This window comes from Alteribacillus sp. JSM 102045 (assembly GCF_041949975.1).
In the GTDB taxonomy this organism is placed as follows: Bacteria; Bacillota; Bacilli; order Bacillales; family Marinococcaceae; genus Alteribacillus.
Genome location: NZ_JBHFQG010000014.1, coordinates 25,480 through 52,360, shown reverse-complemented (window position 1 = coordinate 52,360; position 26,881 = coordinate 25,480). Strand labels below are relative to the sequence as shown.

The 26,881-nt window shown below is 37.8% G+C and carries 24 protein-coding genes and 3 pseudogenes; 13 read left to right on the top strand and 14 right to left on the bottom strand.

Annotation, left to right across the window (positions count from 1 at the left end; genetic code table 11):
• Positions 1-17 precede the first annotated feature (17 nt).
• Both ACE1TI_RS11160 and ACE1TI_RS11155 read left to right on the top strand, forming a co-directional pair.
• Positions 18-2,318: a ribonucleoside-diphosphate reductase subunit alpha gene (locus ACE1TI_RS11160; protein WP_375007649.1), complete on the top strand. Its 2,301-nt coding sequence runs from the start codon at positions 18-20 to the stop codon at positions 2,316-2,318.
• A gap of 57 nt (positions 2,319-2,375) precedes the next feature.
• Positions 2,376-3,413: a ribonucleotide-diphosphate reductase subunit beta gene (locus ACE1TI_RS11155; RefSeq protein ID WP_375007648.1), complete on the top strand. Its 1,038-nt coding sequence runs from the start codon at positions 2,376-2,378 to the stop codon at positions 3,411-3,413.
• A 46-nt stretch (positions 3,414-3,459) separates the two neighbouring features.
• Here ACE1TI_RS11155 and ACE1TI_RS11150 read toward each other — a convergent pair.
• Together ACE1TI_RS11150 and ACE1TI_RS11145 are read right to left on the bottom strand one after the other, a co-directional pair.
• Positions 3,460-4,148: pseudogene (locus tag ACE1TI_RS11150) on the bottom strand (alpha/beta hydrolase).
• The gene (locus ACE1TI_RS11145) at positions 4,058-4,384 is read right to left on the bottom strand and encodes a hypothetical protein (protein ID WP_375007647.1); all 327 of its coding nucleotides are present in this window, start codon (positions 4,382-4,384) and stop codon (positions 4,058-4,060) included. The pseudogene ACE1TI_RS11150 and the gene ACE1TI_RS11145 overlap by 91 nt, the downstream one beginning before the upstream one ends.
• A 149-nt stretch (positions 4,385-4,533) precedes the next feature.
• Here ACE1TI_RS11145 and ACE1TI_RS11140 point away from each other — a divergent pair, with 149 nt between their 5' ends.
• Positions 4,534-5,115, top strand: a complete 582-nt coding sequence (locus tag ACE1TI_RS11140) for an IMEF encapsulin system ferritin-like cargo protein (RefSeq protein WP_375007646.1) — start codon at positions 4,534-4,536, stop codon at positions 5,113-5,115.
• Between the two features lie 16 nt (positions 5,116-5,131).
• Entirely contained in the window at positions 5,132-5,980 is an 849-nt protein-coding gene (locus ACE1TI_RS11135; RefSeq protein ID WP_375007645.1) for a family 1 encapsulin nanocompartment shell protein, read from the top strand.
• Between the two features lie 166 nt (positions 5,981-6,146).
• Here ACE1TI_RS11135 and ACE1TI_RS11130 read toward each other — a convergent pair whose 3' ends face one another.
• Entirely contained in the window at positions 6,147-6,611 is a 465-nt protein-coding gene (locus ACE1TI_RS11130) for a hypothetical protein (RefSeq protein ID WP_375007644.1), read from the bottom strand.
• 138 nt (positions 6,612-6,749) lie between these two features.
• Between ACE1TI_RS11130 and ACE1TI_RS11125 the strand changes: the two genes are divergently transcribed.
• From ACE1TI_RS11125 to ACE1TI_RS11115, 3 genes and pseudogenes are all read left to right on the top strand, one after another.
• Positions 6,750-7,100, top strand: a complete 351-nt coding sequence (locus ACE1TI_RS11125) for a 2Fe-2S iron-sulfur cluster-binding protein (RefSeq protein WP_375007643.1) — start codon at positions 6,750-6,752, stop codon at positions 7,098-7,100.
• A gap of 75 nt (positions 7,101-7,175) precedes the next feature.
• Positions 7,176-8,148 (top strand): annotated as a pseudogene (locus ACE1TI_RS11120) (S66 peptidase family protein).
• Between the two features lie 55 nt (positions 8,149-8,203).
• Entirely contained in the window at positions 8,204-8,875 is a 672-nt protein-coding gene (locus ACE1TI_RS11115; RefSeq protein WP_375007642.1) for a superoxide dismutase family protein, read from the top strand.
• 39 nt (positions 8,876-8,914) lie between these two features.
• On the opposite strand, the gene ACE1TI_RS11110 is transcribed toward ACE1TI_RS11115, so the two are convergent.
• From ACE1TI_RS11110 to ACE1TI_RS11100, 3 genes are all read right to left on the bottom strand, one after another.
• Positions 8,915-9,289: a DoxX family protein gene (locus ACE1TI_RS11110; RefSeq protein ID WP_375007641.1), complete on the bottom strand. Its 375-nt coding sequence runs from the start codon at positions 9,287-9,289 to the stop codon at positions 8,915-8,917.
• A 91-nt stretch (positions 9,290-9,380) separates the two neighbouring features.
• The gene (locus ACE1TI_RS11105) at positions 9,381-10,610 is read right to left on the bottom strand and encodes a DUF2515 family protein (protein WP_375007640.1); all 1,230 of its coding nucleotides are present in this window, start codon (positions 10,608-10,610) and stop codon (positions 9,381-9,383) included.
• 124 nt (positions 10,611-10,734) lie between these two features.
• A complete protein-coding gene (locus ACE1TI_RS11100; RefSeq protein WP_375007639.1) occupies positions 10,735-11,055 on the bottom strand; it encodes a DUF3889 domain-containing protein in 321 nt (106 codons plus the stop codon).
• Between the two features lie 585 nt (positions 11,056-11,640).
• Here ACE1TI_RS11100 and ACE1TI_RS11095 point away from each other — a divergent pair.
• Both ACE1TI_RS11095 and ACE1TI_RS11090 read left to right on the top strand, forming a co-directional pair.
• On the top strand, positions 11,641-12,120 hold the full coding sequence (locus ACE1TI_RS11095; RefSeq protein WP_375007638.1) for a DUF2254 family protein: 480 nt from the start codon (positions 11,641-11,643) through the stop codon (positions 12,118-12,120).
• A 281-nt stretch (positions 12,121-12,401) separates the two neighbouring features.
• Positions 12,402-13,124 (top strand): DUF421 domain-containing protein, encoded by a 723-nt coding sequence (locus tag ACE1TI_RS11090; RefSeq protein WP_375007637.1) that lies wholly within the window; start codon positions 12,402-12,404, stop codon positions 13,122-13,124.
• A 50-nt stretch (positions 13,125-13,174) separates the two neighbouring features.
• Here the strand turns inward: ACE1TI_RS11090 and ACE1TI_RS11085 are convergent, their stop codons facing one another.
• Entirely contained in the window at positions 13,175-13,942 is a 768-nt protein-coding gene (locus ACE1TI_RS11085; RefSeq protein WP_375007636.1) for a CAP domain-containing protein, read from the bottom strand.
• 630 nt (positions 13,943-14,572) lie between these two features.
• Here ACE1TI_RS11085 and ACE1TI_RS11080 point away from each other — a divergent pair.
• Together ACE1TI_RS11080 and ACE1TI_RS11075 are read left to right on the top strand one after the other, a co-directional pair.
• The gene (locus tag ACE1TI_RS11080; protein ID WP_375007686.1) at positions 14,573-14,716 is read left to right on the top strand and encodes a hypothetical protein; all 144 of its coding nucleotides are present in this window, start codon (positions 14,573-14,575) and stop codon (positions 14,714-14,716) included.
• Between the two features lie 77 nt (positions 14,717-14,793).
• Positions 14,794-15,249, top strand: coding sequence for a hypothetical protein (locus tag ACE1TI_RS11075; RefSeq protein ID WP_375007635.1), 456 nt, complete (start codon positions 14,794-14,796; stop codon positions 15,247-15,249).
• A 190-nt stretch (positions 15,250-15,439) separates the two neighbouring features.
• On the opposite strand, the gene ACE1TI_RS11070 is transcribed toward ACE1TI_RS11075, so the two are convergent.
• The 7 genes from ACE1TI_RS11070 to ACE1TI_RS11040 all read right to left on the bottom strand — a co-directional run bounded on the left by ACE1TI_RS11070 (position 15,440) and on the right by ACE1TI_RS11040 (position 23,642).
• A complete protein-coding gene (locus tag ACE1TI_RS11070; RefSeq protein ID WP_375007634.1) occupies positions 15,440-17,443 on the bottom strand; it encodes a DUF6449 domain-containing protein in 2,004 nt (667 codons plus the stop codon).
• Positions 17,418-18,320, bottom strand: a complete 903-nt coding sequence (locus tag ACE1TI_RS11065; protein WP_375007633.1) for an ABC transporter ATP-binding protein — start codon at positions 18,318-18,320, stop codon at positions 17,418-17,420. Before ACE1TI_RS11065 ends, ACE1TI_RS11070 begins: the two co-directional genes overlap by 26 nt.
• Positions 18,286-18,693 (bottom strand): GntR family transcriptional regulator, encoded by a 408-nt coding sequence (locus ACE1TI_RS11060; protein WP_375007632.1) that lies wholly within the window; start codon positions 18,691-18,693, stop codon positions 18,286-18,288. Before ACE1TI_RS11060 ends, ACE1TI_RS11065 begins: the two co-directional genes overlap by 35 nt.
• A gap of 330 nt (positions 18,694-19,023) precedes the next feature.
• Positions 19,024-20,427: a tetratricopeptide repeat protein gene (locus tag ACE1TI_RS11055; protein ID WP_375007631.1), complete on the bottom strand. Its 1,404-nt coding sequence runs from the start codon at positions 20,425-20,427 to the stop codon at positions 19,024-19,026.
• Positions 20,428-20,559: 132 nt separating this feature from the next.
• A complete protein-coding gene (locus ACE1TI_RS11050; protein WP_375007630.1) occupies positions 20,560-22,041 on the bottom strand; it encodes an aldehyde dehydrogenase family protein in 1,482 nt (493 codons plus the stop codon).
• 15 nt (positions 22,042-22,056) lie between these two features.
• A complete protein-coding gene (locus ACE1TI_RS11045; RefSeq protein WP_375007629.1) occupies positions 22,057-23,205 on the bottom strand; it encodes a saccharopine dehydrogenase family protein in 1,149 nt (382 codons plus the stop codon).
• Positions 23,206-23,315: 110 nt separating this feature from the next.
• Entirely contained in the window at positions 23,316-23,642 is a 327-nt protein-coding gene (locus tag ACE1TI_RS11040) for a YbaN family protein (RefSeq protein WP_375007685.1), read from the bottom strand.
• A 607-nt stretch (positions 23,643-24,249) separates the two neighbouring features.
• Between ACE1TI_RS11040 and adhP the strand changes: the two genes are divergently transcribed.
• A complete protein-coding gene (adhP, locus tag ACE1TI_RS11035; RefSeq protein ID WP_375007628.1) occupies positions 24,250-25,269 on the top strand; it encodes an alcohol dehydrogenase AdhP in 1,020 nt (339 codons plus the stop codon).
• Positions 25,270-25,339: 70 nt separating this feature from the next.
• Positions 25,340-26,859, top strand: a pseudogene (gene exaC, locus ACE1TI_RS11030) (acetaldehyde dehydrogenase ExaC).
• Positions 26,860-26,881: the final 22 nt, after the last annotated feature.

The window sequence follows — 26,881 nt, the reverse complement described above, 5'->3', positions numbered from 1 at the left end:
AGATTTGGGCAGGAGGTATGACATTGACCACTATTACAAAAGACAATGGCAACAGACAGCTTTCTTTTGACCAATCACGTTTAAGCCGTTTTATAGATGATGTTACTCGTGATTATCCTCATCTATCGATTGAGGAATACAAACAAGAAGTAACCGAGAGTATCAAACATAAAGAAAACTATTCATCTGAGCAAATCACCAATCTTTTAACCCTTCACGCCTCAGAAAGAATTGACAGAAATGAGCCAGACTGGACTTATGTAGCTGCAGCCATATATTTAAAAAAACTTTATAAAGAAGCCTCGAAAAATAGAGCTTATGATACGGACGAAAAATATGGATCCTTTTACGGATTGTTAAAAGTTCTCGGCTCTATTGGTGTTTATGACCAAGCACTTTTGCGCGATTATTCAAAAGAAGAAATTTTAGAACTAGAAAACTGTATCGAACCCGAAAAAGATAAGCTTTTCAGTTACATAGGTATACTTACACTGGCTCATAAATATTTAGCCACGGACAAAAGCAAAAATGTCTTTGAGCTGCCTCAAGAAAGATTTATGATCATTGCTATGAAACTCATGATAAATGAGCCTAAGTCCACTAGACTTTCTTTAATAAAAGAAGCATATTGGGCATTGTCTAACCTTTATATGACGGTTGCTACGCCTACTCTATCTAACGCCGGTAAAAATACAGGACAGTTGAGCTCCTGTTTTATTGATACCGTAAACGACAGTCTGCGCGGTATTTTTGATTCAAATACAGATGTAGCTAATCTTTCTAAAAATGGCGGCGGGGTCGGTATTTATTTCGGTAAATTAAGAAGCCGGGGTTCAAATATTAAAGGTTACAAAGGTGTAGCTGGCGGTATTATGGGCTGGATGAAACAATTAAACAACACCGCCGTCTCTGTTGACCAGCTTGGCCAAAGACAGGGAGCTTTTGCAGTTTATCTAGATGTGTGGCATAAAGATATTTTTGAATTTCTTGATGCCAAGTTAAATACCGGTGACGAGCGTCTTCGTACACACGATATCTTTACCGGAGCATGTATACCGGATTTATTTATGGAAAAAGCCGAAAATCGTGAAGACTGGTATCTGTTTGACCCTCATGAAGTCCGTTCCGTTATGGGCTGGTCTTTGGAGGATTTTTATGATGAAACTCCTGGAAAAGGGTCCTTCCGTGATAAATACCAGGAATGTATCGACCATCCCCACCTTTCCAAAGAAAGAGTACCGGCAATAGAAATTATGAAAAGGATAATGAAATCTCAGCTTCAAACTGGTACACCCTATATGTTTTACAGAGACACCGTCAATCGAAATAACCCTAATAAACATGAGGGCATCATATACAGCTCTAACCTTTGTACAGAAATTATGCAGAATATGAGTGCAACCACAATAAAAGAAGAGCGTTTAACAGAAGAAGGAACAATCATTTCAGAAAAAATCCCAGGAGATATGGTTGTGTGCAACCTCTCTTCTATCTCTCTAGCGAAAGCTGTAAGTGATAATGTGCTTGAACGATTAATTCCCATTCAAGTACGGATGTTAGATAATGTTATTGATATGAACACAATTGAAGTGCTGCAGGCCCGCCAAACAAATAAAAAATACCGGGCTATTGGCCTTGGCACGTTTGGATGGCACCACCTTCTTGCCTTAAAAGGCATACGATGGGAATCAGAAGAAGCCGTCTCCTATGCGGATCAGCTTTATGAAAAGATTACATATCTCACCTTAAAAGCATCTTGTGAATTAGCACAGGAAAAAGGGACTTACCCTCTATTTAATGGAAGTGAATGGGAAAATGGCACCTATCTGAAAAGAAAATACAGTACAGAAGATAAGGACGGTCATATTTATTGGGATGAGGAAGAGTGGAAAAACCTTTCTGAAGCAATTCAACACTTTGGTCTTCGAAATGGGTATTTAATGGCTGTAGCACCAAACGCTACTACATCTCTTATTGCCGGTTCTACTGCCAGCATAGATCCCATTTTCCGTCAAGAACATGTCGAAGAAAAGAAAGGTTTTCGATCTCCAGTTACTGCCCCTGACATCAGCGCTAAAACCATTTGGTACTACAAATCTGCTTTTAACCTGGATCAATTATGGAGTATTAAACAAAATGCAGCTCGCCAAAAGCATATTGATCAATCGATTAGTTTTAATCTATATATCCCTCGAAGCATTAAAGCAAAAGACTTCTTTAAAATGCACCTAGAAGCCTGGAAATCGGGATTAAAAACCACCTATTATACTCGTACGACATCTTCAGTGATCGAAGACTGTGAGAGCTGTTCGAGTTAGTGCAGGGATTTTCCCCTGCCCTTTCCAATTACATTTACAAAGGAGCATAGCACGACAATGACTGTGTTAAAAAAGCGAAAATTATATGATACTAATGCCCCTAACCAATCAACCGGGATTATTAATGGAGAAAGTTCTAATGTTTTAAATTGGGACGATACCGCCAGGAAATGGACATATCCTATGTATAAAAACATGCTGCGTAACTTTTGGATACCAGATGAAGTCAGTTTAATAAATGACAGAAATCAATATAACAGCCTGAGTGAAGAAGAACGAGAAGCATTTAATAAAATTATTGGTCTGCTGGCTTTTCTCGACAGTGTCCAAACGGACTTTTCCTCTAAAGTTTCCGATTATCTTACAGATTCAAGTCTGTCTGCATTAATGTCTGTTCTTTCTTTTCAAGAAGTCATCCATAACGAATCTTATACGTATGTCTTGTCTAGTGTCACTGACAGCCAGACCCAGGATGAAATTTTTGAATACTGGAAAACAGATGAAGTATTGCTTGAGCGAAATAAATTTATCGCAGATGGTTACACGGCCTTTACAGAAAATCCTACGAAAGAAAATTTTGTTCGTGCGATTGTCTATGACGTGATCCTGGAAGGCTTGTTTTTCTATTCCGGGTTTGCCTTTTTTTATAACCTTGCTCGAAATGAAAAAATGTTAGGTACAGCTAAAATGATTAATTTTATTAACCGGGACGAACAATTGCATGTAAACCTTTTTTCTAATATTTTAAAAGAAACACTCCAAGAAAATCCTGAATTAAATACAGAAGAATTTGCAGCTTTCGTGCATGAATGCTTTAAAGAAGCTGCAGATTTAGAAATCAAGTGGGGAAATTACATTATAGGAAACAAAATTGACGGAATTCATGCCGGCGAGCTTGAAAGCTATATTAAATTTATGACAAATAAACGTGTCCGTGAATTAGGTTTTGAACCTGTATTCGACGGATACCGCCGAAACCCTATGCGCTGGATCTCCGTATATAACGATAATAGCACGGGAAAAGCAGACTTTTTTGAAACGACAGTAACTGATTACAACCTGGTTGACTCAGACAATGATTTTGACGCCCTTTAATAAAGCAAAGGTTCGGAAATAACATTCCGGACCTTTTTTCTTTATTTTACTGTAACTCTTTTTTTAACATCATGCCGGCTCTTTCTATTGCTTGTTTTCCTATCTCCAGTGCGGAAGCTATGCTCATAAAACCGTGAATTGTCCCATCATAACGGACACATTCAACCCTCCCGCCAGCTTCTTCCAATACCTTTGCATACTGTTCTCCTTCATCTCTCAGTGGATCATATTCAGCAGTAACAATAAATGCTGGCGGCAGACCGGAAAAATCCTCGTTATTCATCGGTGAAAACAATGGGTTTTGTCTATCTTGTTTTTCATTTAAATAATGACTGCGAAACCATGCATCGTTTCTTTTGTAAGAAAATAACCTTCTTTCATAGATAGGGAAGGTGTCTTAGATGCCCCCATGCTTGGATATAACAGTAATTGATAAGCAAGGTTTGGTGAGTTTCTCTCTTTAGCAAGATGAGTAACAACCACAGCTAAATTTCCACCTGCGCTATCACCGCCTACAGCAAATTTCGTTCTATCTGCCTTAAAGTCTTCTGCATGATTATAAATGTATTCCGCTGCGGCATAAGCATCTTCCACAGCTGCAGGGAATTTATATTCTGGAGCCAGCCTGTAATCCACCGAAATAGTTACACAGTCTGCTGCGTTAGTAAGGGGTCGGCATAAACCATCATGACCTTGATACTGCCGACCACCCATCCCCCCTCCATGATAGTAGATGAGAGCAGTGTAATGCTTACGATCTGTTTTTGGATAGTAAACACGAATTGGAATTTTCCCCCTGGTCCTTCTATCGTTCGGTCGATAATATTTCCAACTGGGACGGCATGTTCCTGCCTATTAAAAATTTTCATAAAAGCTTCTCTTGCCCGCTCTGGTGAAAGCTCGTGTAATTCAGGGCTGTCTGCTTCCTTTAATCGTTCAAGAATTTTTTTAGTTTGTGGCTCAAAACCCATATTTCCCTTCCTCCTTTTTGGATTACCATATATATTCGGTAATAAAATTTATCTTTCCTGCGCTTCATTTTTTTCAGTTTACTTGTTTAAAAGGATCAATTCTGGGTACAATAAGTAAAATACAGAATTTTAAAAATGGAGGTGTAAGGGTGGCATTACCTTTCTCTCAATTAGAAACGATTTTTAAAAGAAACCGGCAAGCTTTAAATGAATTTAAAGATATGATTACTCCTGTTATTGAGAATGCCAAAGATGACCATGAAAGGCTGTACTGGCATCATATTTATGAAGAAGAAGACCATCGACATGACCGGCTCGATCATTTATTGCCAGCATTACAATCCTTTAATGAAAACGATTCCTCTATTCAACCATACAACAGTGAATTTGTGCATCTTTTACAAGATATCAGCTTAGAAAAATTCGGCCTCCATAATTTTCTAGAACACCTGGATCTCTCTCTTTATACCTTTAATGATACAGAACTAGAAGAGCCGATACGTTCTTTGAGAGATATGACATCCGCTGATTACCAAGAAACTAAAACAATATTAGACCAGCTCAATGAAGAATTTAAAGGGTCCCTTCAATATAAAGCATCAGTACCCACTGATGAGAAAGAAAATATTAACGAAAATTTAAAAGTAGAAGCTTATACCTCAACTGATAATGAAGCTGAAACTACATTCTCGAATAAGCGGCAATTAACTGTAGGAAGTTTGAAGAAATAAAAGGGGTGCTAATAACATGGATAAAACAAACTTATTTGCTGATTCTCCATTAAATAACAATGAGTGGAATGAATTAGATCAAACTGTTTTTGAACATGCAAAAAAACAATTGGTCGGCAGACGTTTTATCGATATCTACGGACCGCTGGGAGAAGGGGTGCAGTCTGTGCCAACTGACATTTATGAAGCTCCAGGAAGAGGTGGAATGAGCTTTCACGGGGCAGATTCTGAGCTCTCTAACCCAACGAGGCGAGTTAATCTTACCATTCCACTTTTATATAAAGACTTTATTCTGTTTTGGCGTGATATTCAACAAGCTAAAACATTGAATAGTCCAATTGATTACTCCGCTTCTGCTAATGCAGCACAGCAATGTGCTCTACTAGAAGACGATCTTATTTTCAATGGTTCTAAAGAATTTGACCTCAAAGGAATAATGAACATCAAAGGGAAACTGACACATATCCGCAGTGATTGGATGAAATCAGGAAATGCATTTACTGATGTCGTTGAAGCAAGAAATAAGTTATTGAAAATGGGACATACAGGACCTTTTGCTTTAGTTCTTTCTCCAGAATTGTACGCTCTTATTCACCGAGTACATCAAGACACCCACGTATTAGAAATTGAGCACGTACGTGAATTAATGACGGCAGGTGTATTTCAATCTCCAATGATAAGGGGGAACCGCGGCGTAGTCCTCGATACGGGGAAACAAAACCTCGATCTTGCTATAGCCAGTGATTTTGATACTTCCTTTTTAGATGAAGAAAATATGAATTATCTTTACAGGGTATATGAAGCTATTGTTTTAAGAATTAAGCGGCCTACTGCCATTTGTACACTTGAAGATCCGGAAGAGTAAACCAGAAAAGCGCAAACGCCTGTTTCAAATGACGTTCGGCTTAACCCCGAGAGGCTGGGCGTTGAAGCTAGACATCAAAGCGAAAAATTATATACATTCTTATACCTAAACAAAACAGGGTCAGCTCTATTTTCAGAGAACTGACCCTGCTCTTTAAACAATATTCTTATGCTATGGTGTAAATTTTTTCTTCCGGGTAAATAATACTCACGTCTATTTCTTGTTTAGCATTATTCAAGCCGATATCTTCAATAAGGAGGGCTGCTTCCTCTTTGAAAAAAGGATTGTAACTCCCCTCATTTAATTCAAACAGGCGCTTTAAATATTTTAATTTTTCCTTGATCTTTTTATGTTTAAACGACTGGTTACGCAGCTCAAAAATTCTTTTATGTTCTGGCTGATGGATTACACTAATATCTTTAGCATTTATAATAAGTCTCTGCCCATCTTCCGTCACACATCCGATAGAACACATAGCAGAACCTATTAATTCAACTTTTGTAATGACCACGTTGTTAAAGTCTTCTCCACTTGAGAGGCGGAGATAATCACTTTCAATCACACCCCCGATTTTTCTTTCATTCGCAAGGACGGTATTCATATCTTCGTAGCCATTAATCTGGTTTTTCATGCTGATACCTCTCCTTTTTAATAAATCATTCACTTTTATGATAACGATTCTCATTATCATCATTGTAAGTGATAATTTAACACTGGTCAAGATACTTTCTGAATATTTATGGAACTTAATGAAGAAAGGAGAATCATAATGTCAAAAAAATTAACAATAGGGTCTTTAAAACAGGAAAGTTCAACCTTTATTAAAACTGCTGAATTCCCTGCTGTTGCCGCTAACAATACAGAAACTTTTATTGAGATACAACAAAGAAACAAGCATTTCAATGTTAAGCCAGAAAAAAACACTACCTTACTTGATGCTGCTTTAAATCAACATATTAACCTTGACCACAAATGCAAAAAAGGTACGTGCGGCAGGTGCCGCGTAAAGGTGTTGAATGGTGATGATGTGATAACTTCTGTCAACGCTTTAGAACATAAAAAACTGGGAAGCGAAACGGACACCGGATACCGTTTAGCCTGTCAAGCTGTGTTTATATAAATTTATAAAGTGCTGATCCTGTCTTTTTCCCATATACATTTATTAAATGTATTCGTTTAAAAGGGAGGGATGAATATGGCGAATAAACCTCCGCTTCTTCAGGCCGGTGATAAGATTGGAATTGTGTCACTAGGAAGCCCAATTGATCCAGCTGTTGCTAACCCGCGAATCGAAATATTAAGAGAGTTAGGATTTAATGTAATATTGGGAGATTATGTATTCGCTCAAGAAGGTTTTCTTGCCGGGACAAATGAACAAAGAGCTTCTGATTTCATGCGGATGATAACAGAGGATGAAGTGAGAATGATTCTTCCTTCACGCGGCGGTGTTGGCGTTGCCGGCATACTTCCTTACCTGGATTTAGAATTAATCCGTGAGAACCCTAAAATTGTAACAGGATACAGTGATATTACTGCGCTATTAAATGCTTTATACAAATATGGAGACCTTGTTACCTTCCAAAGTTAATGCTGATAGACTTCACTCCTAACACACCAGCTTACAATTTTATTCTGCTGTTTCAACTTTAGAAGCACCACGGCAGATTTTAAATCCTCCAGACATTCCACTTGTCAGCCGTGTACCTGGAAATGTGACGGCTCCAATTGTCGGCGGCAACCTAAGTTCCTTTACTGGATTGCTTGGCACTCCGTTTGAGATTGATACAGTTGGGAAAATTATCGTTCTTGAAGATACGAACGAACCTACTAATACGGTGTACCGTTATTTAAAACAGCTTGAAATGGCTGGAAAATTTGATGATTGCTCAGGAATCATTATGGGAGAGTGTACAGGTTGTCCCGTATCATACGGGGAATCATATGAAGAGGTAATAGAAAATTTTCTAGTTCCATTAGGAAAACCATTAATGACCGGACTTACAACCGCCCATGGAATCTTTAAAACTGCTGTTCCGCTTGGAGCTGAGCTCAACCTTAATACAGAGAATAACACACTGACTCAGACGGATGACAGAAGTCCTTTATTATTAATGGTTTATCACCAGCCAACCACTACCATCTTCTTAACTTTTCCGTACCACGTTTAAAATAAATTAGAAAAGGCTACAGGTTATGGAAAAGATTAGTGAAGGTGGGTTCGGAATGAAAAAAATAAGCTTACTTATTCTTCTCATATTTTTATTGTCTGTAAATCTTTACGCATGCGGTCAAGAAGATATTACAGATGAACCAGGTACAGATGAAAATCCTGATTCTCCTGAATTAGAAGAAGGAGCAAAGGATGGGACCGAAGAAGAAACCTCAGACGGCACGGAAAATGAAAGCAACGAACAAGAAGAAGCAGCAAACCAAGATCCTATTACGGTAACGTTAATGAACGGTGAGGAAAATGAAATCGGGACAGCTAATTTAGAGGAGACCGATAAGGGAATTAAAGTTCTGCTTGAAGCTTCTGACCTTCCAGAAAACAGTGATCACGGCTTTCATATTCATGAAACAGGAGAATGTGAAGCCCCTGATTTTGAATCAGCCGGAGATCATTTTAACCCCGATGACTCCGACCATGGTTTTGAGTCAGAAGATGGCCCTCATGCTGGTGATCTTCCCAATATAACGACGAATGAAAACGGACAGGCTTCCGAAGAATTTGTGGTTGAAGATGTCACATTTGAATCCGGCCAAGAGCATTCTCTATTAGATGAGAATGGTACAGCGCTGGTTATTCATGAGGAAGCGGATGACTATGAATCACAGCCATCCGGAGACGCTGGAGATCGTTTAGCATGCGGTGTCATTGAAGAACAACCAGAATAATAACGTAATTTAAGGGAACGGGTACGATCCGTCCCTTTTTTATGTTCTTTTCCCTATTTTCCATATATGACTTCCATTAATAAGTAAATAAATGGCCATAGCAAGTAAAGCTAAATCGAACTCGTACCCCCCTAAAAAGCCTTCCTTCCATTTTACCGTAACGATCGCTCCCAGCATCACTCCAATTATAAATAATGAAACGATTTTTGTCCCTACACCTAAAATTAAAGCTAATCCCCCAACGAGTTCAATAACCCCTACCAGATAAGCCAAAAAACCTGGAAGACCCAAAGTTATAAAATAATCTACAGTGTTATAGATCCCACCAAGAAACTTATCAAGTCCATGAATGAAAAAAATCAATCCTAAAACAATACGAATTATTAGTGCACCTATTTCTTGTTTTTTTGTCAATTCACCCATCCTCTCTAAATATTTCATCAACTTTAAAGAGGATTTTATCATTATTATAGCAATACAACGATGAAAAATAGTTAATTTGCTTCTATTCTAATGTTTTCATCGTTCCTTTTGCTAACACGGCAAGTTCCATTTTATTTATTCCAAAGCAAAATTCACTGGTCATATCAAAAACAGAAGGAACAGAATAAGTGTACATATAGTCAAGCACTGACAAATCGTGAAACCAATCAAAAATTTCCGGTTGCGCCACTGGTTTATCTTCCCAGGCTCTAGTTAATTCGGGACTATAAAATGGGGGAGCACCTTCTATCAACTTGCATGCGATTAACCGTTCTTTTCCATAACTCCTATGTTTGTATTCTTCACTTGACGAAAACATATGTTCCCAATAATCGGACCGCGATCCTGTGTGTGGATGCTTTTTAGCAAAGAGCAATGCTCCAGCATATACATCTTCCATTCCAAACAGGATAGCATATAATTTTTTCCCTACCTCTATTCGTTCATCTATATTTGCAAAGTTTTCAATTATTAATCCAGCCATTCTATTTTCACTCGACTGCCAGGGAAATTTAGACACCACGTACGGAAGTACTATCTGTGTTAGCTGAACCGCTTCCTGCCCTTTAAATTTCAAGGTTTGAAGGACTTTTTTTTGAAAATATTCCTGATGAACTACTCGATCTTCGATGTAATGCTGTTCATTTATAATTAAGGCAATGGTAAGTAATTTAGGATTTTGTTTTTCTAAAAAATGCTCCCAAAACGGGCGCATAAAAGCAGAAACATGAAAGGCAGGCAAGAGATGAAACAAGTTTTTTTGTTGTTTTTTACTCTCTTCATATAGGAGAAGCTGAGGATAAGCATCTTGAAATATGAGAGCATTAGTACATTCAAGGAAATTAAATAAATGCTGTCTTTCTTGAATATTTAATAAATAGGGCAGCAGTTCACCCTTAAGATCAGTCATGCACCAGCCGCCATTTCTAGACACCATATGTGCTAAAAAAGCCCAATGAAGCTCTGGGTGGTTAAAAAATATAGTTCTGTATGCTTCTGTTCTTGTGATATTGTTTCTGTTATGTTTCTTAGTTTTTTCTTGAAAACGTGAAACTAATTTCCTTTCATGTGGCAGTACAGCAGCTGGTCCTTGATCTTTTTGCCCCTCCTGCATTGTTAATTTTTTTTTGATCCACTCCATGTCTTCTTTTGAAATATTTATTTCTTTTACGTGTTTTTTAGAAAGAAAATTATGAAGCGTGCTTTCGACCTTACTCTGTGCATTGTACAGAAGATGTTTATATGTAAACATTTTTTTCCCTCCCGGCAGCTAAACCATCCCTTTCACTATTTTATTAACCTTAAACGATTCCTATTCGGCGGCGAATAAAAAAAAGCGGGCAGTTCTTCTTCAAACTGTCCGCCATTTCTGATTTTTATTCTATCTCCTCTAAAGAAACATCAATTTGTTCTTCTGTTTGTGGATTAGTTAACACATATGCTTTTACTTTTTTAGTTTCACCATTCTTCTCCAGGGTCATGGTAAATGTAAATTGTTCTCTTTCATCCGATATAACAACTTTTCCGTCATATGAGTAGTCCTTTAACTGATAATCGGGATATTCATTTTTCACCTCGCTTACCGCAACTTGACCCCATTTTGCATATTCTGGCTGGGCTTGGCCAACATTTGAGGGTAATGCAAATAAGATAAAAATAACTAATAATGCTAACTTAAACCAGTTATGGTAATTCAATATATTTTCCTCCTTCATCATTAACTCCCAATAATATTTTCTTCAATATCTACAAAATTATTCAGAAGTTAAAATAGACGAATAAATCATATTCTAGAGCAGAAACTAAGATTAGAAAACCTCGGCTCTCGCCTTTAAAAGGAAACCACCTAAGTTAAAGCTTCTGCTACGTTCGCGAACTCGACGCACAGCACGTGGAGTTTTTGGCAACGAGTGTGCAACGCAGTGTGGAAGTACCTCCTGTGGCAACGGTATCTCTATACGTTGAATGCCCATAGTTTTGCTTATACTGTTTACCAATAAAAAAGTAATACTTACCTAACAGTATAAAAGGAGAAGGATGGAGAGGAAATGTCATTAAAAAATATATTGGTTCGAATCCGCTCTAATTTTTTATACATTCCTTCTTTATACGGTTTCACAGCCCTTTTACTGGCCCTGTTTAGTATAAAAATTGATACTTATATATTTTAACTACGGAACGTTTACATCACTTTCTCCCAGATCCTTTGTTTTTGGATATTGATTTGGCTTTTTCTATTTCAGCCGCCTTGCTTACTATGACAACAATCTATTCTAGTCAGTTTGACCACTTACATATCTGAATTTTCTCCCCGAACATTACAAAATTTTATAAGCGATCCTAATACACATCGTGTTTTAGGCTTTTTCATTGCTGGTATTATTTATACTATGCTTTTACTGCTGCTCATACAGGAGGCTGATACTGATACTGTTACACATTTTATCGCTCCTTCATTTACCGTGTTGTTTAATTTTTCTGAGTATCTTTATAAGTACTTTTATCAAATCCGCCAACATGGCTTTCAAGATATTTCTACGTTATCTGCAGGTCTAAAAGCACTTCGCCATATAGCAGCAAACAATTCAGACAAAATTATATGGCAGTTTACAGAATTTGTTATAGAAGGCATTGAGCAGGAATCTCTCCTACCTTGGGATAAACATCATATTAACCGCCATTTAGAAACCTGGCCACCGTGTGCGGTCATAGTAAGAAATTTACTACAGTATAAAAATGTAATAAAAGAACACTGCCTCTAAAAAGACAGCGTACTATTCTAAATGAGTCATATACTTCAATACAATATTCCAATCTTCTCTTCGGGAGCCTGATGAACTTTCACCTAACATATGGTAGCAACATATGGCAAAATCCATTGCTGATTTGTATTATTTTTCAAATCAGCTGCCTCTTTTCTATTTCTTTATTTCTGTTGACCAAATACAATTTCTATTATTAACCCTGCGTATAAAAGTTCTGTTTTGAAAGAAAATAAAAGAGAAGAATTTACCATATCTCACCAAAAAGGAGCAAGAAATTTGTGAACACGCTAACAGAGATATTCATTGTAGCAGGACGAATTCTCACTATATTGCCTTTATTATTATTTACCGCAATATTTATGGGAAAAAGGGCGATCGGAGAACTTCCTGTATTTGACTTTTTAATAGTTATAACGCTTGGCTCCGTGGTAGGTGCAGACATTGCGGATCCAAACGTCCATCATTTACCAACAGCAGCAGCCTTGGTATTTATTGGTATAGTTCAGCGTTTGGTAGCAAGTCTAAAGATTTCGAACCGTACGATCGGAAAATATATTACATTTGAACCCACCGTTGTCGTTCAAGATGGAAAACTGCTCCGTAAAAACCTTAAAAAAATACGATACTCCATAGATAATATCCTTGAAGCCCTGCGTAACAAAGATGTTTTTGACATCAACGAAGTGGAAACTGCTGTTGTAGAAGCTAGTGGAAGTGTTAGTGTCTTAAAAAAACCTTTAAAAAACACAGTCACGTTAGAAGACATGAACCTTAAGAAAGATTCTTCCTCTATTGCTTTTCCTGTCATTTTGGAAGGTAAAATGTACACCGAGATACTACAAGAATTTAATGTCGATGAAATTTGGCTGCGCCACCAGCTGAAGATGCAAGGTGTGGAGGATATCAATAAAATCTTTTTTGCTTCTATTAATAAAGGGATGGAGATTCATGTCTCTTTAAAAGAGGAACCAGGAGAATCGATTCCTCCTATATACAATTAAGACGAAAGAAAAACCGCCTTTTCATTACAGGCGGTTAGTACATTCATTTATTATTTTCCAATAAACAATTGTGTCCAATGATTTCCGTCTTCTACATACCCGACACCGATATGTGTCACTTCTTCATTTAAAATATTTTTTCGGTGGCCTTCACTATTCATCCACGCTTGTACAACTTCTTCCGGCGTCTGCTGGCCAGCAGCAATGTTTTCAGCTGCAGCAGTATAATCCACCCCAAAGTCATTAAGCATATTAAACGGACTACCATAGGTAGGTGAATTATGAGCGAAATAATTGTTTTCTGCCATATCTTCCGATTTAGCTTGTGCTGCTTCCGCTACTTGTGAATCTGCTTCTAACGGAGAAAGTCCATTTTTTTCTCTTTCTTGGTTGGTTAACTCAATCACTTGTTGTTCAGCATCCGAACCCTCATCACCTTGTTGAGTTTCTTGCTCTTGCTCTGGTGCTTCTTTGGATTCTTCTTCATCTTCAACTGGCTCTTCTTCTGGCATCTCCGGCATATCGAATTCTTCTGCTCCCGGAGCTTCCTGATCAGGCTCTGCTCCTTCTTCAATTTCTAGATCAGGATTCGGAACAGGCAGCATTGGGGCATTACCATCGCCTTCTTCTGCATCATCTGGGAAAAGATTTAATGGAAAACGATTGTTTTGTTCATTTTCTACGTTGTCTGGAGTATAGTCAATTTGTTCATAATCATTGTTTCTATGATCAGCAGCTCCCTGGTTATCTGTATTACACCCTGTCATGATAGTTATTAATAATATACATGATAAGAGCATAAAAACTTTTTTACTCATTTTTTTATTCCTCTCTTTCTTCATAACAGTAATAATCATTAACCATTAATAATATGTACACACTTGAATTTTTTTATCCTTTTTTAAATTTTGTTCCATTTTAAACAGAAATGAATAGGCTAATGTATAAATTATCTAGACAAGGATGAATAAAAATGGAACGATACAGGCTGCCTGTTCCTGTTCAATCTTATCCTATAACGGCCCCGAACATTTCGATTTTTTATCCCCAGCTGAGACATCTAAATCCAATGCATCAACAAAAAATTAAACGAAGCCATTTATAAAAAAGTTGACAGGCTGGGTTATCAAATGAATGAACTTGGTTATTACGAACCTGGTGTAACGGAAATGATCGGGAATTATGAAATGAAAAACAATCAGAGCGGGATTGTAAGTTTTTTCATTTACTCTTTTTGCTAACATGCCGCCTCTGGCTCATCCAGTCGATTTCATGAATTCCTTAACCGCTGATAAACAATCAGGAGAAATTTGCGAATTAGAAGATTTATTTAAACCAGGGAGTAATTTTGAAGAGAGAATAAACGCTAAGATAGAGGAGCAAATTAATCAAAGAGATATACCACTTTTAAATGGATTCCCAGGTATTAGTCCAAACCAAAATACTATATTGCAGATAAAACATTGGTTATTTACTTTGATGAATATGATATTACTCCTGGATATGTCGGGTTTCCAATGTTTCCAATCGTGACATTTGAACTCCAGGATATTGTGAAAGAAGACAGGCCTTTTTATATCCTCAATGTATGATAAAGTCGAACTATTTTTGAAAAATTTCTTCACATGCTATAATAATGAAACAGATATCATATCTTTATGGAGGACATATGCTTACATTTGAAGAGAAATTAAAAATTATCGAAATGTTTCCTGAATTAAAGAAAAAAGAGGTTTCCCTGGGGCGGGTGAATTTTCAGTTCGAAGACAGTGTATATGATAAGAAAAATGTTGTGTACCACTTACACCCAAATGGAAACGGATATGTATATGCCGGGCTGTTAGATGGCTTTGACAGCGATGACAAAGGGCTTGTAAACATTCGTGATTTTTCAGAAGAAGAACTGAAAACGATCGTAACAGCTTCAATTGCCTCTCTATCAGATAATGAGATAGACCAGGAGATGTATTTAGAAGAATGGATCAATAATAACGATCAAGTGCTGGTGCTACTAAAAGAAGATGAAGAATGGAACGTCTATGCCGATACCGATCTTGACGGTACATTTAATTCATATGCTGAAGCAGCAGACTATCTGGAAAAAGAAGGATTTAAGCGAGAATAAAACAGGTAAGAGCCTTCCCAAATGACGTCTCCCCTTAAGGTAAGAGATAAAAATCTGCCTGCAGGAGCATATCAAAAAGGGAAGGCTCTTCTTTTGTGTTTAGAATAATTTGTTGTTTATGGCTATGTTCTTCCAGAAAGAGGAGCATTTTCAACGGAATGCTCCTTATAAAAAGTTTGCATTAGATAGATTAATTGTTGTTCAGCTTCGAAAGAATACTTTCCGGCACTTCATTATCAGAAAAGACTCCATAAACTCTCATACCATCAATCGTAGTAAATTGAACAAAATATTCACCTGTACCAAATTCGCTGTAGTGCTGCAACGCCTCTTCTATCATGTCGTTGTCTTCTACCACTACCATTTTAGCTCCCATATCATTTTGTTCAACAAAAACCTGGTCTGGATAGGTATAATTTCTGGTGCCCGGCTGGTGAAGTATTTCCATTTTTTCAATTTCTTCAGGGAGTGTCCGTGCTTGTTCTAAATATTCATTCTCGTCTAACCAGCTTTCCAATTCGTCAAACGATTTTTTCCATGGGATGCTGGCTTGAGGCTCGTCAAACGAAGGATTTCCAGCAAGGTTATCTGAACTGGCTGGTTCTAAGAGAATATGACCCCAATTCCTTCCTTCCTCAATCATTTCATTTATTTTCAAAGAGGAAATTTCATATTTTAATATTTGTTGAAGCTCTTTTATTTCTTCTTTATCTGTTATTGAAACATTTTTATTAACAAGACCGTCCGCTGTAATGGTTATTGTATCAAGCTCCTGATCGAGGTCCTCTATGTGATATTCTATTCTTTTATATGATTCTGATTCCATAATTCCAGCAAGCTCTTTTTCGACTGTTTCCATTGGGATACGGTATTGCCTTACGAGAGTGGAACCATTTTTTAACTGATATGCAATTACAAGCTCATTTTTCGACGGGGAAGTTAAACGTTTTATTTCTTTGGGCTGCCTTTGTACTAACTCTTCATGAAATTCTCTTACATTTTGTATATAATTTTCGTCTGATAGAAACACTTCTATCTCTTGCCCTGTATCTTCTTCTGCTGTGAGCGGATATAGACTATGGCCAAAATAAACACTGTCTATCTCTTCATTGTCAGGAACACTAGTTTCATAGCCTAAAGCATCTGTATTAATAAGAATAGCTGCAATTATAATCACTCCAGCGTACGCGGTATAATGAATAAAGGTTTTCACCTGAAAAATTCTCCATGTTTTTTGTAAAATCATTTCAGCAACAAGGTAACCGATAAGAGAACCAAAGATATAACCAAATATTAGCCATCCGGTTGTTCCATACATTTCAAAATAAGCGCCTCCAACAATCATCGCGCAAAAAGTTACTCCATACTTAAAAATAGGACGCAGCGGTTGAAAGGTAATTGCCTGAGTAGCCATTTCCACATGACGGAATCTGTATAAAAGTAAAGCTGCAAAGCTAAACAAAACAGCTAGAAGTAAGTAAATAGCAATTTGACCTGTTGGGATATCTCTGTAATTAAGTTCATTCATCATAAGTATTGGCGACCAATTGATAATCGTCTTGCTGCTGTAATATTGTGTGGAAAAACCATATAAAAAATAGTTTAAATTGGTTGTAATTAAAAAGAACACCCCCGCCGGAAGCATTAAAAGGATAAAGCTCAAAATTCCCTGAGCAACTGACATCCCAGTCATCATACCGACAAATACCGAAAAACTAAAATAAAACAATGTCATTACTGTTATCACAACTGTCCAGCTCCAAATATCACTTGAAGAGATAGGATCTAGAGCAGTATATAAATTAACAGTAATAAAAGCGGTAAGAGCAGTTATCCAGACGGGAAGGAGAAGCATCATAATACCACTTATTAAATGATTTCCAAATAATTCTTCTCTTTTTATTGGCAAACTATGAATCATATCAGCTGAAGATGTCACTTGTAAGTATCGGAATAAAAAAATACCAGCCATTACCGGCACAATAAATACAAACAAAAGCTGTATCGGAAAACCCACTTCAAATAAATGCTCGATTGTATTATATTGGGTTTGATTTTCATCGGAAGCAAATAAAATCATTTGCAATGGGACGGAGAATAATAAACCTACAAGATAAATGAGACCGATCCAGCCATGCTGTTTTATGTTTTGTTTTTGTACGCCTTTATTAAATAAGGACGTTTTCGACCTCATAGCCGATCCCTCCCATTTCATAAATAAAAATTTCTTCTAAGGTTAATGGCAGCAAATCAAATATCAGCGGATTTGAAGAACGAACAATTTCTTCAATGTTTCGCTTTTTCCCCCTTACAATTAAAAGGAGTACACTGCCTCTCTTTTCTTTGTGAAGAATGTGCAGTTTTTTTAGAACGTTTTCTTCATGCTCTGCATTTGAAAAAGCAACTTGAATTTTATGAGAATCTGACTTCAAATCATCTAAATCCTTTTCAATCACTACACTGCCATTATGCATAATCCCGACATGATCACAAATGTCTTCAATTTCTCTTAAGTTATGAGAAGAGATTACTACCGTCAGTTCTCTTTCTGCCACATCCTGAAACAGCAGGTTTTTTATTTTCTGACGCATCACAGGATCAAGACCATCAATTGGTTCATCAAGTATTAGAACAGTTGGCATACAGGATAGTGACAGCCAAAATGCAACTTGACGCTGGATCCCTTTTGACAAACGATGTATTTTTCGATTAGGATCTATGTTAAAAATCTGCTGTAACTTATGATAGCGCTCTTGATTCCAATCTGGATAAAACGATCGATAGTAGTCTGCCATTTGTGCTATAGTTGCTTGCGGAAAAAAATAATGGCTGTCTGGAATAAAAACTACTTTTTGTTTTAATGGCACATTTTCATAAACTGGCAGCTTTTCAATAAAGACACTTCCCTTGTCAGTTTTATAAATCCCGGTAAGTATTTTTAACAGTGTCGTTTTTCCAGCTCCATTAGACCCTAAAAGTCCGTATATTGACCCTTTTCTGACTGATAAATCCAGATCTTTTACAGCCGTATCTTTTTCAAAATGTTTGGTTATTCCTTCCATGTGTATCATCTGGTTCTCCCCCTTCCTTTATTTCATAAAACCAGCACTCCAATTCTTCTTTTGTCAGCCCAAAAAAAATGGCTTCTTTTAATAACGGTTGCATTTGAACCTTGATTTCTTCGAGCTTTTTATCATTTGAGATCCAATCAATCGGCGCCACAAAATACCCCTTTCTGTTCGCAGAATATAAATAACCTTCCCTTTCTAGTTCACGGTAAGCTTTTTGTATGGTATTCGGATTAATCGTTAATTCTTTTGAAAGCATTCGAACAGAAGGAAGTTTTTCATCGGGCTTCAAAACTTGTGTCACAATCAGTTCTTTAATATTATCAATCAGCTGTTCATAAATAGGCTTTCGGCTTCTAATATCTAATTCAATCAAAACATCCCCTCCTTCCTTATACGCCGTCTGTATTGCCTGTATTATTTGTAATAATACAGATATTATAAGTAATTTTTCCCAGTTTGTAAATAATTTTTTATATAGGAACAAAAGCGCAAGCGCCCTGATCAGCCTCGACAGGTAAATGTTCTTCAGTCATGAAAGGCGCTCTTTGCCTTTCATGACTGGAGGTTATTTAACCCCCGAAAGGCTGGGCGCTGAAGCTAGACGCGGATCAAACAATATGAAGATAGTTATCCACAACTTGTAAAAACATAATTTCCTAAACAATAAAAAAACCCCGCCGATTGGCGGGTTTTTGACGGTTAATTAGGCATTTGCTTTCTTTTGCATATTTCGGAAAAGTTGCTGGTATGCTTTCGACTCCTCTTCCTTTCCAGCTTCTAAGTAAATTTTTGAAAGCCATCGAACAGGAAGAGGATCAGATTTGTCGAGCTCCATTTCCCAGCTGAAACACTCAATTGCCTGGTCAAGCATGTCAAATTGATAGTACAATTCGCCTAATTGCTGCTGTTTATCAGGATCATCACTTAACTGCTTCATTTGTTCGATACGCTTAACAACTAATGAACGAGAGGAAATTTCTTTTATAGGAATCAGCCATTTTGAAATGTAAGAGAGGTCATGCCTTTCCATTAATTGTTTGACACATTTTTGAAGAATGATTTCTGCCTTATCAGGCTGCGTTTTAAAAAGGGAGGCGATGTAGGTATTCAGTTTCTCCACCTGGGTATTTCCTGAATCAAGGCTCACTGTTTCTAACATATTTTCAAAAGCAGTCCATTGCTCTTCATTCAGTGAAAATCCATGTTCATTTATTATGGAAATAGAATGATTAAGTTGCTGGAAGGTTAGGTAGTAATGAAGTAAGTCCTTCTGAAGTGGTTCTAATGAAGGAGAGCGCTGATACAAATCTTCTAAAACAACCAGAAGATCCTGTTTAGGGTAATAAGTTTCAAGAACTTGTTTAAGTCGATTATACTTCTCTATTCCAGACGTACGTATGAGCTGGTTCATTAATAAGGCTGCAGCATCAATCCAGCGGTTTTCATTTATAAGAAAATCGATAAGTGCTTCTGCTTTTTCTGGATTTTTTTTCCGTTTGAAATATAAAGCTTTTTCCATGTGTATGGGGTCTTTTTCCCATAATTCAACCGCCATCTCTTTATACATAGTCTTAAATTTTGCATACTCCAAGTCATTTACTGTTTGTTTCACCCAGCTGTGGTTTGGTGTAAAATCCAGCAGCACCCATAAAATACGGTAGCCAGCAAATAATTGGCCGTTTCGGCGGTATTGATAAAAGTAGGTTTGAATGTCTTTGAAAAGTTTTTTCTTTGGGATGAAAGCATCGAAGAAGGTTAATATATAGGCGGTCTGATGGGGGGTATACTGTTTCTGCAGTTTACCGTGCAGTTGATTAAAGCTTCGTTTTTGAAAAGGTGTTTCAGAAGATAAAATTGTCCGGCAAAAAGGGTGGGTAGAAGGAAACATCATACCGTGCTTAAAAGCTTTTTCTAAGTAGGAGCGCCGTCGTATACTAGCAGCTTTTAAAGCGGCAAGAAATTCGTTTTTAAAAAAGAAAAGATAATATACATTCCTGTTATTATCTACAGCCTCTACAATTTTACTTTGGAGGTAAACCGCCATTCTTTGCGGATGAATTGTTATATTTTTTTTACCGTCGGCAATGGAGCATTCGAGGTTTTCCATTTCTATCCCTCCTAATCTTTCCTCAAACATATCATACTTTTTCTGTAATTTCATGTATGTATCCAAATATTCTATTTCAAAATAGAAGGATTTCCCAAAAGACAATCCCTTTTAGGAAACCCCGGTTATTTTCTAATTGTTATCTATTTGAGCACGCTGCAGGCTGCCGCTGTAATCCACATATACACTTTTCCATTCTGTGAAAACATCTAAAGAAGCTGTTCCGGAGTCACGGTGGCCGTTACCGGTTTTCTTTGTCCCTCCAAATGGAAGATGAATTTCAGCTCCTGTTGTCCCAGCGTTTACGTATACTATACCGGTATCCATTTCATGCATAGCTCGAAAGACTTCATTTGCATCTTTTGTGAATATGGAGCTTGATAAACCATAAGCTGAATCATTGTTTACCTTCATTGCTTCATCAAAATTTTCTACAGGTATGATTGAAATGACCGGTCCAAAAATTTCTTCCTGGGCAATTCTTGCACTAGGGTGAACGTTTGTTATAACGGTCGGTTCATAGTAATTGCCTTTACTGTGTTTTCCTTCTAGAATACGGCCGCCGCAAAGAAGCTCTCCTTCTTGTCGTCCAATGTTCACATATTCATGAATACTCTCCAAGGCCTTCCGGCTGATAACAGGGCCAACATCAGTATCTTCTTTCGCTCCATCCCCTATCATTAACTCTTTTGTTCGTTTAACAAGAACTTTTTCTAATTCTTTTTTTACAGCTCGGTGAACGATAATTCGGCTCGCAGCAGTGCATCGTTGACCGCTTGTGCCAAAACCGCTCCATAAAATACCATCTACTGCAAGATCTATATCAGCACTATCCATTACTGTAATTGCATTTTTTCCGCCCATTTCAAGTGATACCTTTTTCAGCATACTGCCGGCTTTACTAGCAATCAGGCGTCCTGTTTCTGTAGAACCTGTAAAAGATACAATATCAATCTGACTGTGCTCTACTATTGCATTGCCTGCGGTTTCTCCTGTGCCATGCACTAAATTAACAACACCTGGAGGCAGTCCGCATTCATCTAGAATGCGAACAAATGCATCAGCCATCCCCGGTGTTTCTATAGCAGGCTTCCACACCACCGTATTGCCGCTTATTATTGCTGGGAACATTTTCCAGCTTGCTATTGCAATCGGAAAATTCCACGGGGTTATTAACCCAGCTGTGCCAACTGGGCATCGAATACTCATCGCATGCTTATTCGGAAGCTCTGCCGGTACGGTCTGCCCAAACAACCGCCGGCCTTCTCCTGCCATATAAAAACCCATGTCAATAGCTTCTTGAACTTCCCCCCGTGCTTCCTGAATCGGCTTGCCATTTTCGGATGTTAATAATTGAGATAGCTCTTCTTTTCTTTCCTTTAGTTTTTGAGATATTTCAAAAAGCAGTTCGCCTTTTTCTGGAGCAGGAACCGTTTTCCAAACGGATTGAGCTCGTTTGGCTGCCAGTACAGCTTCATCAACTTCAGAAGGAGTGGACAGGTTCACCTCTGCCAGTACTTTCTCATTTGCCGGATTGATTACTTTCTCCCATTTTCCTTGTGTGCTCCTCCATTTGCCATTAATATAATTTTTATATGCAGGGACTTCTTTCATGATGTTTACCCCTCCCTAACTAATAGTTTCTTTTATGACAACTTCCCTTTTTGCCATTTCATCGATGTATTCTTTCCCTGGCACGATTTCCTCTGGGCAGAAGATTCCTCTTTTATTAATGAGGCCGCTGCCCATCATTTGCGCAACAATAGAAATAGTGTAAGCTGTGGCTCGAGCCATTGCAGTTACGTTTAAAGCCCTGTCCTTGATGGTTTTCATTGCAAATTCATAGGCAGTATTTTTTCCATCTTTTATACCTTCTGTTCTAACTCTCAGTAACACAACATCATCTTTGTCTTTTAAATCAACAACCGGGGCCAACACTTCACGCAGCACTTCTCTTGGCTTTACCTTTTGGCCGCCGATATCAACCTCATAGGAGCGATCTGTCATTTTCAAATCAACAAACAGTTTAAACTTTTCCGCATGTCCTGGGTAGCGGACCGTTTTATAATCTAAATTATTCACATGAGGAAACGTTTTGGGAAGCGTAGAAGTACCGCCAGATGTATGAAAAGCTTCTAATGGACCAAACCCTTCAAAGTAAATTCTCTCTATTTCAGACAAAGGTTTAACATATGTGGGCTCCCCGTTTCGAATAATGAGGGATGGATCCGTATAATGGTCAAAGACTCCTTCGATAGAAAACACATGATTGTATTCAAATGGAGGCTCAGGCTGTAAAGGAAGTCCACCAACACGCAAATTAATATTTTCAACTTTATCGAGCTTTCCTGCGCCATAACCTGTTAAAATATTTATCATTCCAGGAGCCACACCTAAATCAGGTATATAAGTAATTCCAGCCTCTTTTGCTTCTTGTTTCCACTCCAGAATATGATCCGTCGCTTCACCAATATGACCGCCTAAGTCACATGCATGCACACCTGTTTTTATTGCTGTTTTAGCTACCATTTCATTGAAGGTATAAAAAAGGGCGTTAACAACCACATCAAAATTTTTCATAAAATCAGCAAGCTGTTTTTCATTTGAAGCATCTACATAAACAGAAGAAAGGCGGTTGTCTTTTAACGGGGCAATCGCAGCATCTGCTTTTTTCATATTTACATCTGCAAGAGCTACCTCTGTAACAGCTGGATTGGTTAATAAATCTCTTACCACTTCCTTCCCCATAAGCCCAGCTCCTAATACGGCTGCTTTCATTTCAATCACACCTCCGCCCATTTATTAAAGCTCTTCATTTTCTACTTTCAAAAATGTCTTCCATTCAACTTATTCAGGCAGAGGTACTTATATTAAAAAAAATTCTTGTTTTACGAAATAATACTTCTATTCTCTTGTTTGCGGTATGTCTTTAGCGACAGAATGTAATAGGTTATATACGCAACTACTATTAACAATAGTAGTTGTATTAATGTCAGCGGAACGATGAAGAAAATCGAGTAGAAAAAGCTGATCCATAAAACACAGACAGCGAGTATTTTTGATTTCACGGGGATTCCTTTTCCAGATCGATAATTTTTAATATAAGAACCTAATACTTTAGTTCTTAAAAGCTTTTCGTATAACTTTTTCGATGACTGGGCATAGCAGTAGGCTGCGAGAAGCAAAAAAGGAGTAGTTGGAAGTAAGGGAAGTATTATTCCTCCTAATCAAAGAAAAACAGAAACACTTCCTAAAGGGATTCATTTCTGTCCTTCCTTTTTTATGATAAAAATGCATTCTGTGTACATATTTTATCATTTATTGCTCCAAGTTCGGAGAAAGGAATGGGTTTTTGAGAAAAATAAACCTCTTATCTTATCCGCTTCCCAAGGACAGCTGTTCAAGTATGAATCCACTTCTTCTGCCTTTCTTATATGCTGCTGAATAACAGCATTTGCTGCTTCAAAGTTTGAAGAAGCTCTTCTAATTCATCCATTCTTCATCGGTTGAATATACTAGGAGTTTACATTCCTTTGATTCTTCTCTTAATAAATCCTGTAATAATCTAGGATGTGATGTTTTTCACAGAATAATAAATAAAGGATATCGTCAACCAAAAGTAATTGAGCATTGCCGTTTTTTTGTAATAAATGCCGACATTTTGTTGGCTATTTATTTTCATTCTATTTGTCTGTAAATAGACTTCATTAGAGAAAAACATTCTTATAACAGTACTTTCAATACAATATATATTATTTAGTTTTTTGGCACAAACTTTGCACTTAAAAAGTGTGTACAATATACAAAGGAGGAACAAAAGTTATGAAAGCTGCAATTGTTAACCAGTTTCGACAAAAACTAGAGATTAAGGATGTGCCGATTCCTGAGGTAGAACACGGGGAAATTCTAGTGAAAATTCATTCTTGCGGCGTATGTCACACCGATTTACATGCTGCACACGGTGATTGGCCGGTAAAACCTACTCTTCCTCTCATTCCAGGTCATGAAGGGGTTGGAGTCGTTGAAAAAGTTGGTGAGGGAGTAACATCGTTAAAGGTAGGAGATAGAGTTGGAATTCCCTGGCTGTACTCTGCTTGCGGTGAATGTGAGTATTGCCTGTCAGGAAGAGAAACTCTTTGTTCGGACCAACTGAATGCTGGTTACTCTGTTGATGGAGCATATGCCGAATATTGTAAAGCTCCAGCTGCTTATACAGCTAAAATCCCTGACTCGTTGTCTTTTGATGAAGCTGCTCCATTGTTTTGTGCTGGAGTCACTACTTACAAAGCATTAAAAGTCTCAGAGGCTAAACCAGGAGAATGGGTAGCTGTTTACGGGATTGGCGGTCTCGGCCATGTTGCTGTTCAGTATGCCAAAGCTATGGGATTAAATGTAGTTGCAGTAGATATTCGGGAGGAGAAACTGCAACTTGCAAAAGATTTAGGTGCTGATGAAACAGTTAATGGAATGAAGGAAGATCCAGCTGAAGCTATCCAAGATAAAATTGGAGGCGTACAAGCTGCTATTAGTGTAGCAGTGACAAAAAAGGCTTTTGAACAGGCCTATCATTCAGTAAAACGCGGGGGCAGCCTGATAGTAGTCGGCCTCCCTAACGACGAACTACCTATACCTATTTTTGATACAGTGCTTAACGGAGTTTCGGTGAAAGGGTCAATTGTTGGTACTAGAAAAGATCTTAAAGAATGCTTAGATTTAGCAGCACATGGCAAAATTAAAACCATGATTGAAACGAAAGAATTAGATGACATAAATGATGTATTTGACCAGATGGAAAAAGGCGAAATTAATGGAAGAATTGTTTTAAAAGTAAACCAGGGCTAAGGAACATGTAAAGGGTGCATGTTTATTAAGCACCCTTTTCCCCTTTTCAACGAAAGGAGTTATAACACTTATGCTTTATGCAAATCCAAACACAAAGGATGCTTTTATATCCTTTCAATCAAAATATGAAAACTTTATTAATGGCGAATGGAAAGTTCCAGTTAAAGGAGAATACTTTGAGAATGTAACTCCGGTTACAGGAGAGGTATTTTGTAAAATCCCCTGTTCCTCCTCTGAAGATATTGATCTTGCCCTGGATGCGGCACATAATGCAAAAAATGTATGGGGGCATTCTCGCCAACGGATAGGGCAAATATTCTTCTAAAGATAGCAGATCGAATGGAAAAACATAAGGAAAAATTAGCTCTGGCAGAAACCTGGGACAATGGCAAGCCAATTCGCGAGACTTTAAATGCTGATATCCCTCTAGCCATTGATCATTTTCGTTACTTTGCGAGTGCCATTTGATCTCAAGAAGGCTCCCTTTCTCAAATCTCTGAGGACACTGTTGCTTATCATTTTCATGAACCACTTGGTGTCGTAGGCCAAATCATACCGTGGAATTTTCCACTGTTGATGGCTTCATGGAAAATTGCACCCGCTCTAGCTGCAGGCAACACTATTGTATTAAAACCAGCTGAACAAACACCGGCCTCTATTATGATTTGGCTCGAAATCACAGCTGATCTTCTTCCACCAGGGGTGTTAAACATTGTTAATGGCTTTGGGGTCGAAGCAGGTAAACCTTTGGCTTCGAGCAGCCGTATTCAAAAAGTAGCTTTTACCGGAGAAACCACGACTGGAAGATTGATCATGCAATATGCTTCTGAAAATATTATTCCGGTCACGTTAGAACTAGGCGGAAAGTCTCCAAACATATTTTTTGATGATGTAATGGAAAAAGACGATGCGTTTTTAGATAAAGCAGTGGAAGGATTTGTAATGTTTGCTTTAAATCAAGGAGAAGTATGTACTTATCCTTCTCGTGCTTTAGTTCAGTCTTCCATATATGATAACTTTATGGAAAGGGCGCTAGCTCGAGTAGAAGCTATTAAAACCGGCCACCCTCTTGATACAGAAACAATGATGGGGGCGCAGGCTTCTCAAGAACAATTGGAGAAAATCATGTCTTATATCGATATCGGAAAAAAAGAAGGAGCAGAGTGCCTTATAGGAGGAGAGAAACAAAGTAAGAACGGTGAATTAGCTCGTGGTTATTATGTCCAGCCTACTGTATTTAAAGGAAATAATCGTATGAGGATTTTTCAGGAAGAAATATTTGGACCTGTTGTTTCTGTCACCACTTTTGATTCCCCAGAAGAAGCCTTAGAAATGGCTAACGATACACTGTATGGCCTTGGTGCGGGAGTCTGGACAAGAAATATTAATCAAGCATATCGCTTTGGCCGCAACATTCAAGCTGGAAGAGTCTGGATTTATTGTTATCACGACTACCCTGCTCACGCTGCATTCGGTGGATATAAAAAGTTGGGTATTGGAAGAGAAAACCATCAAATGATGTTGTCTCATTACCAACAAACAAAGGATTTACTTGTCAGTTACAGCGAAAATAAACTTGGTTTTTTTTAAGAAGAGAGCTGAACCCGGCTCT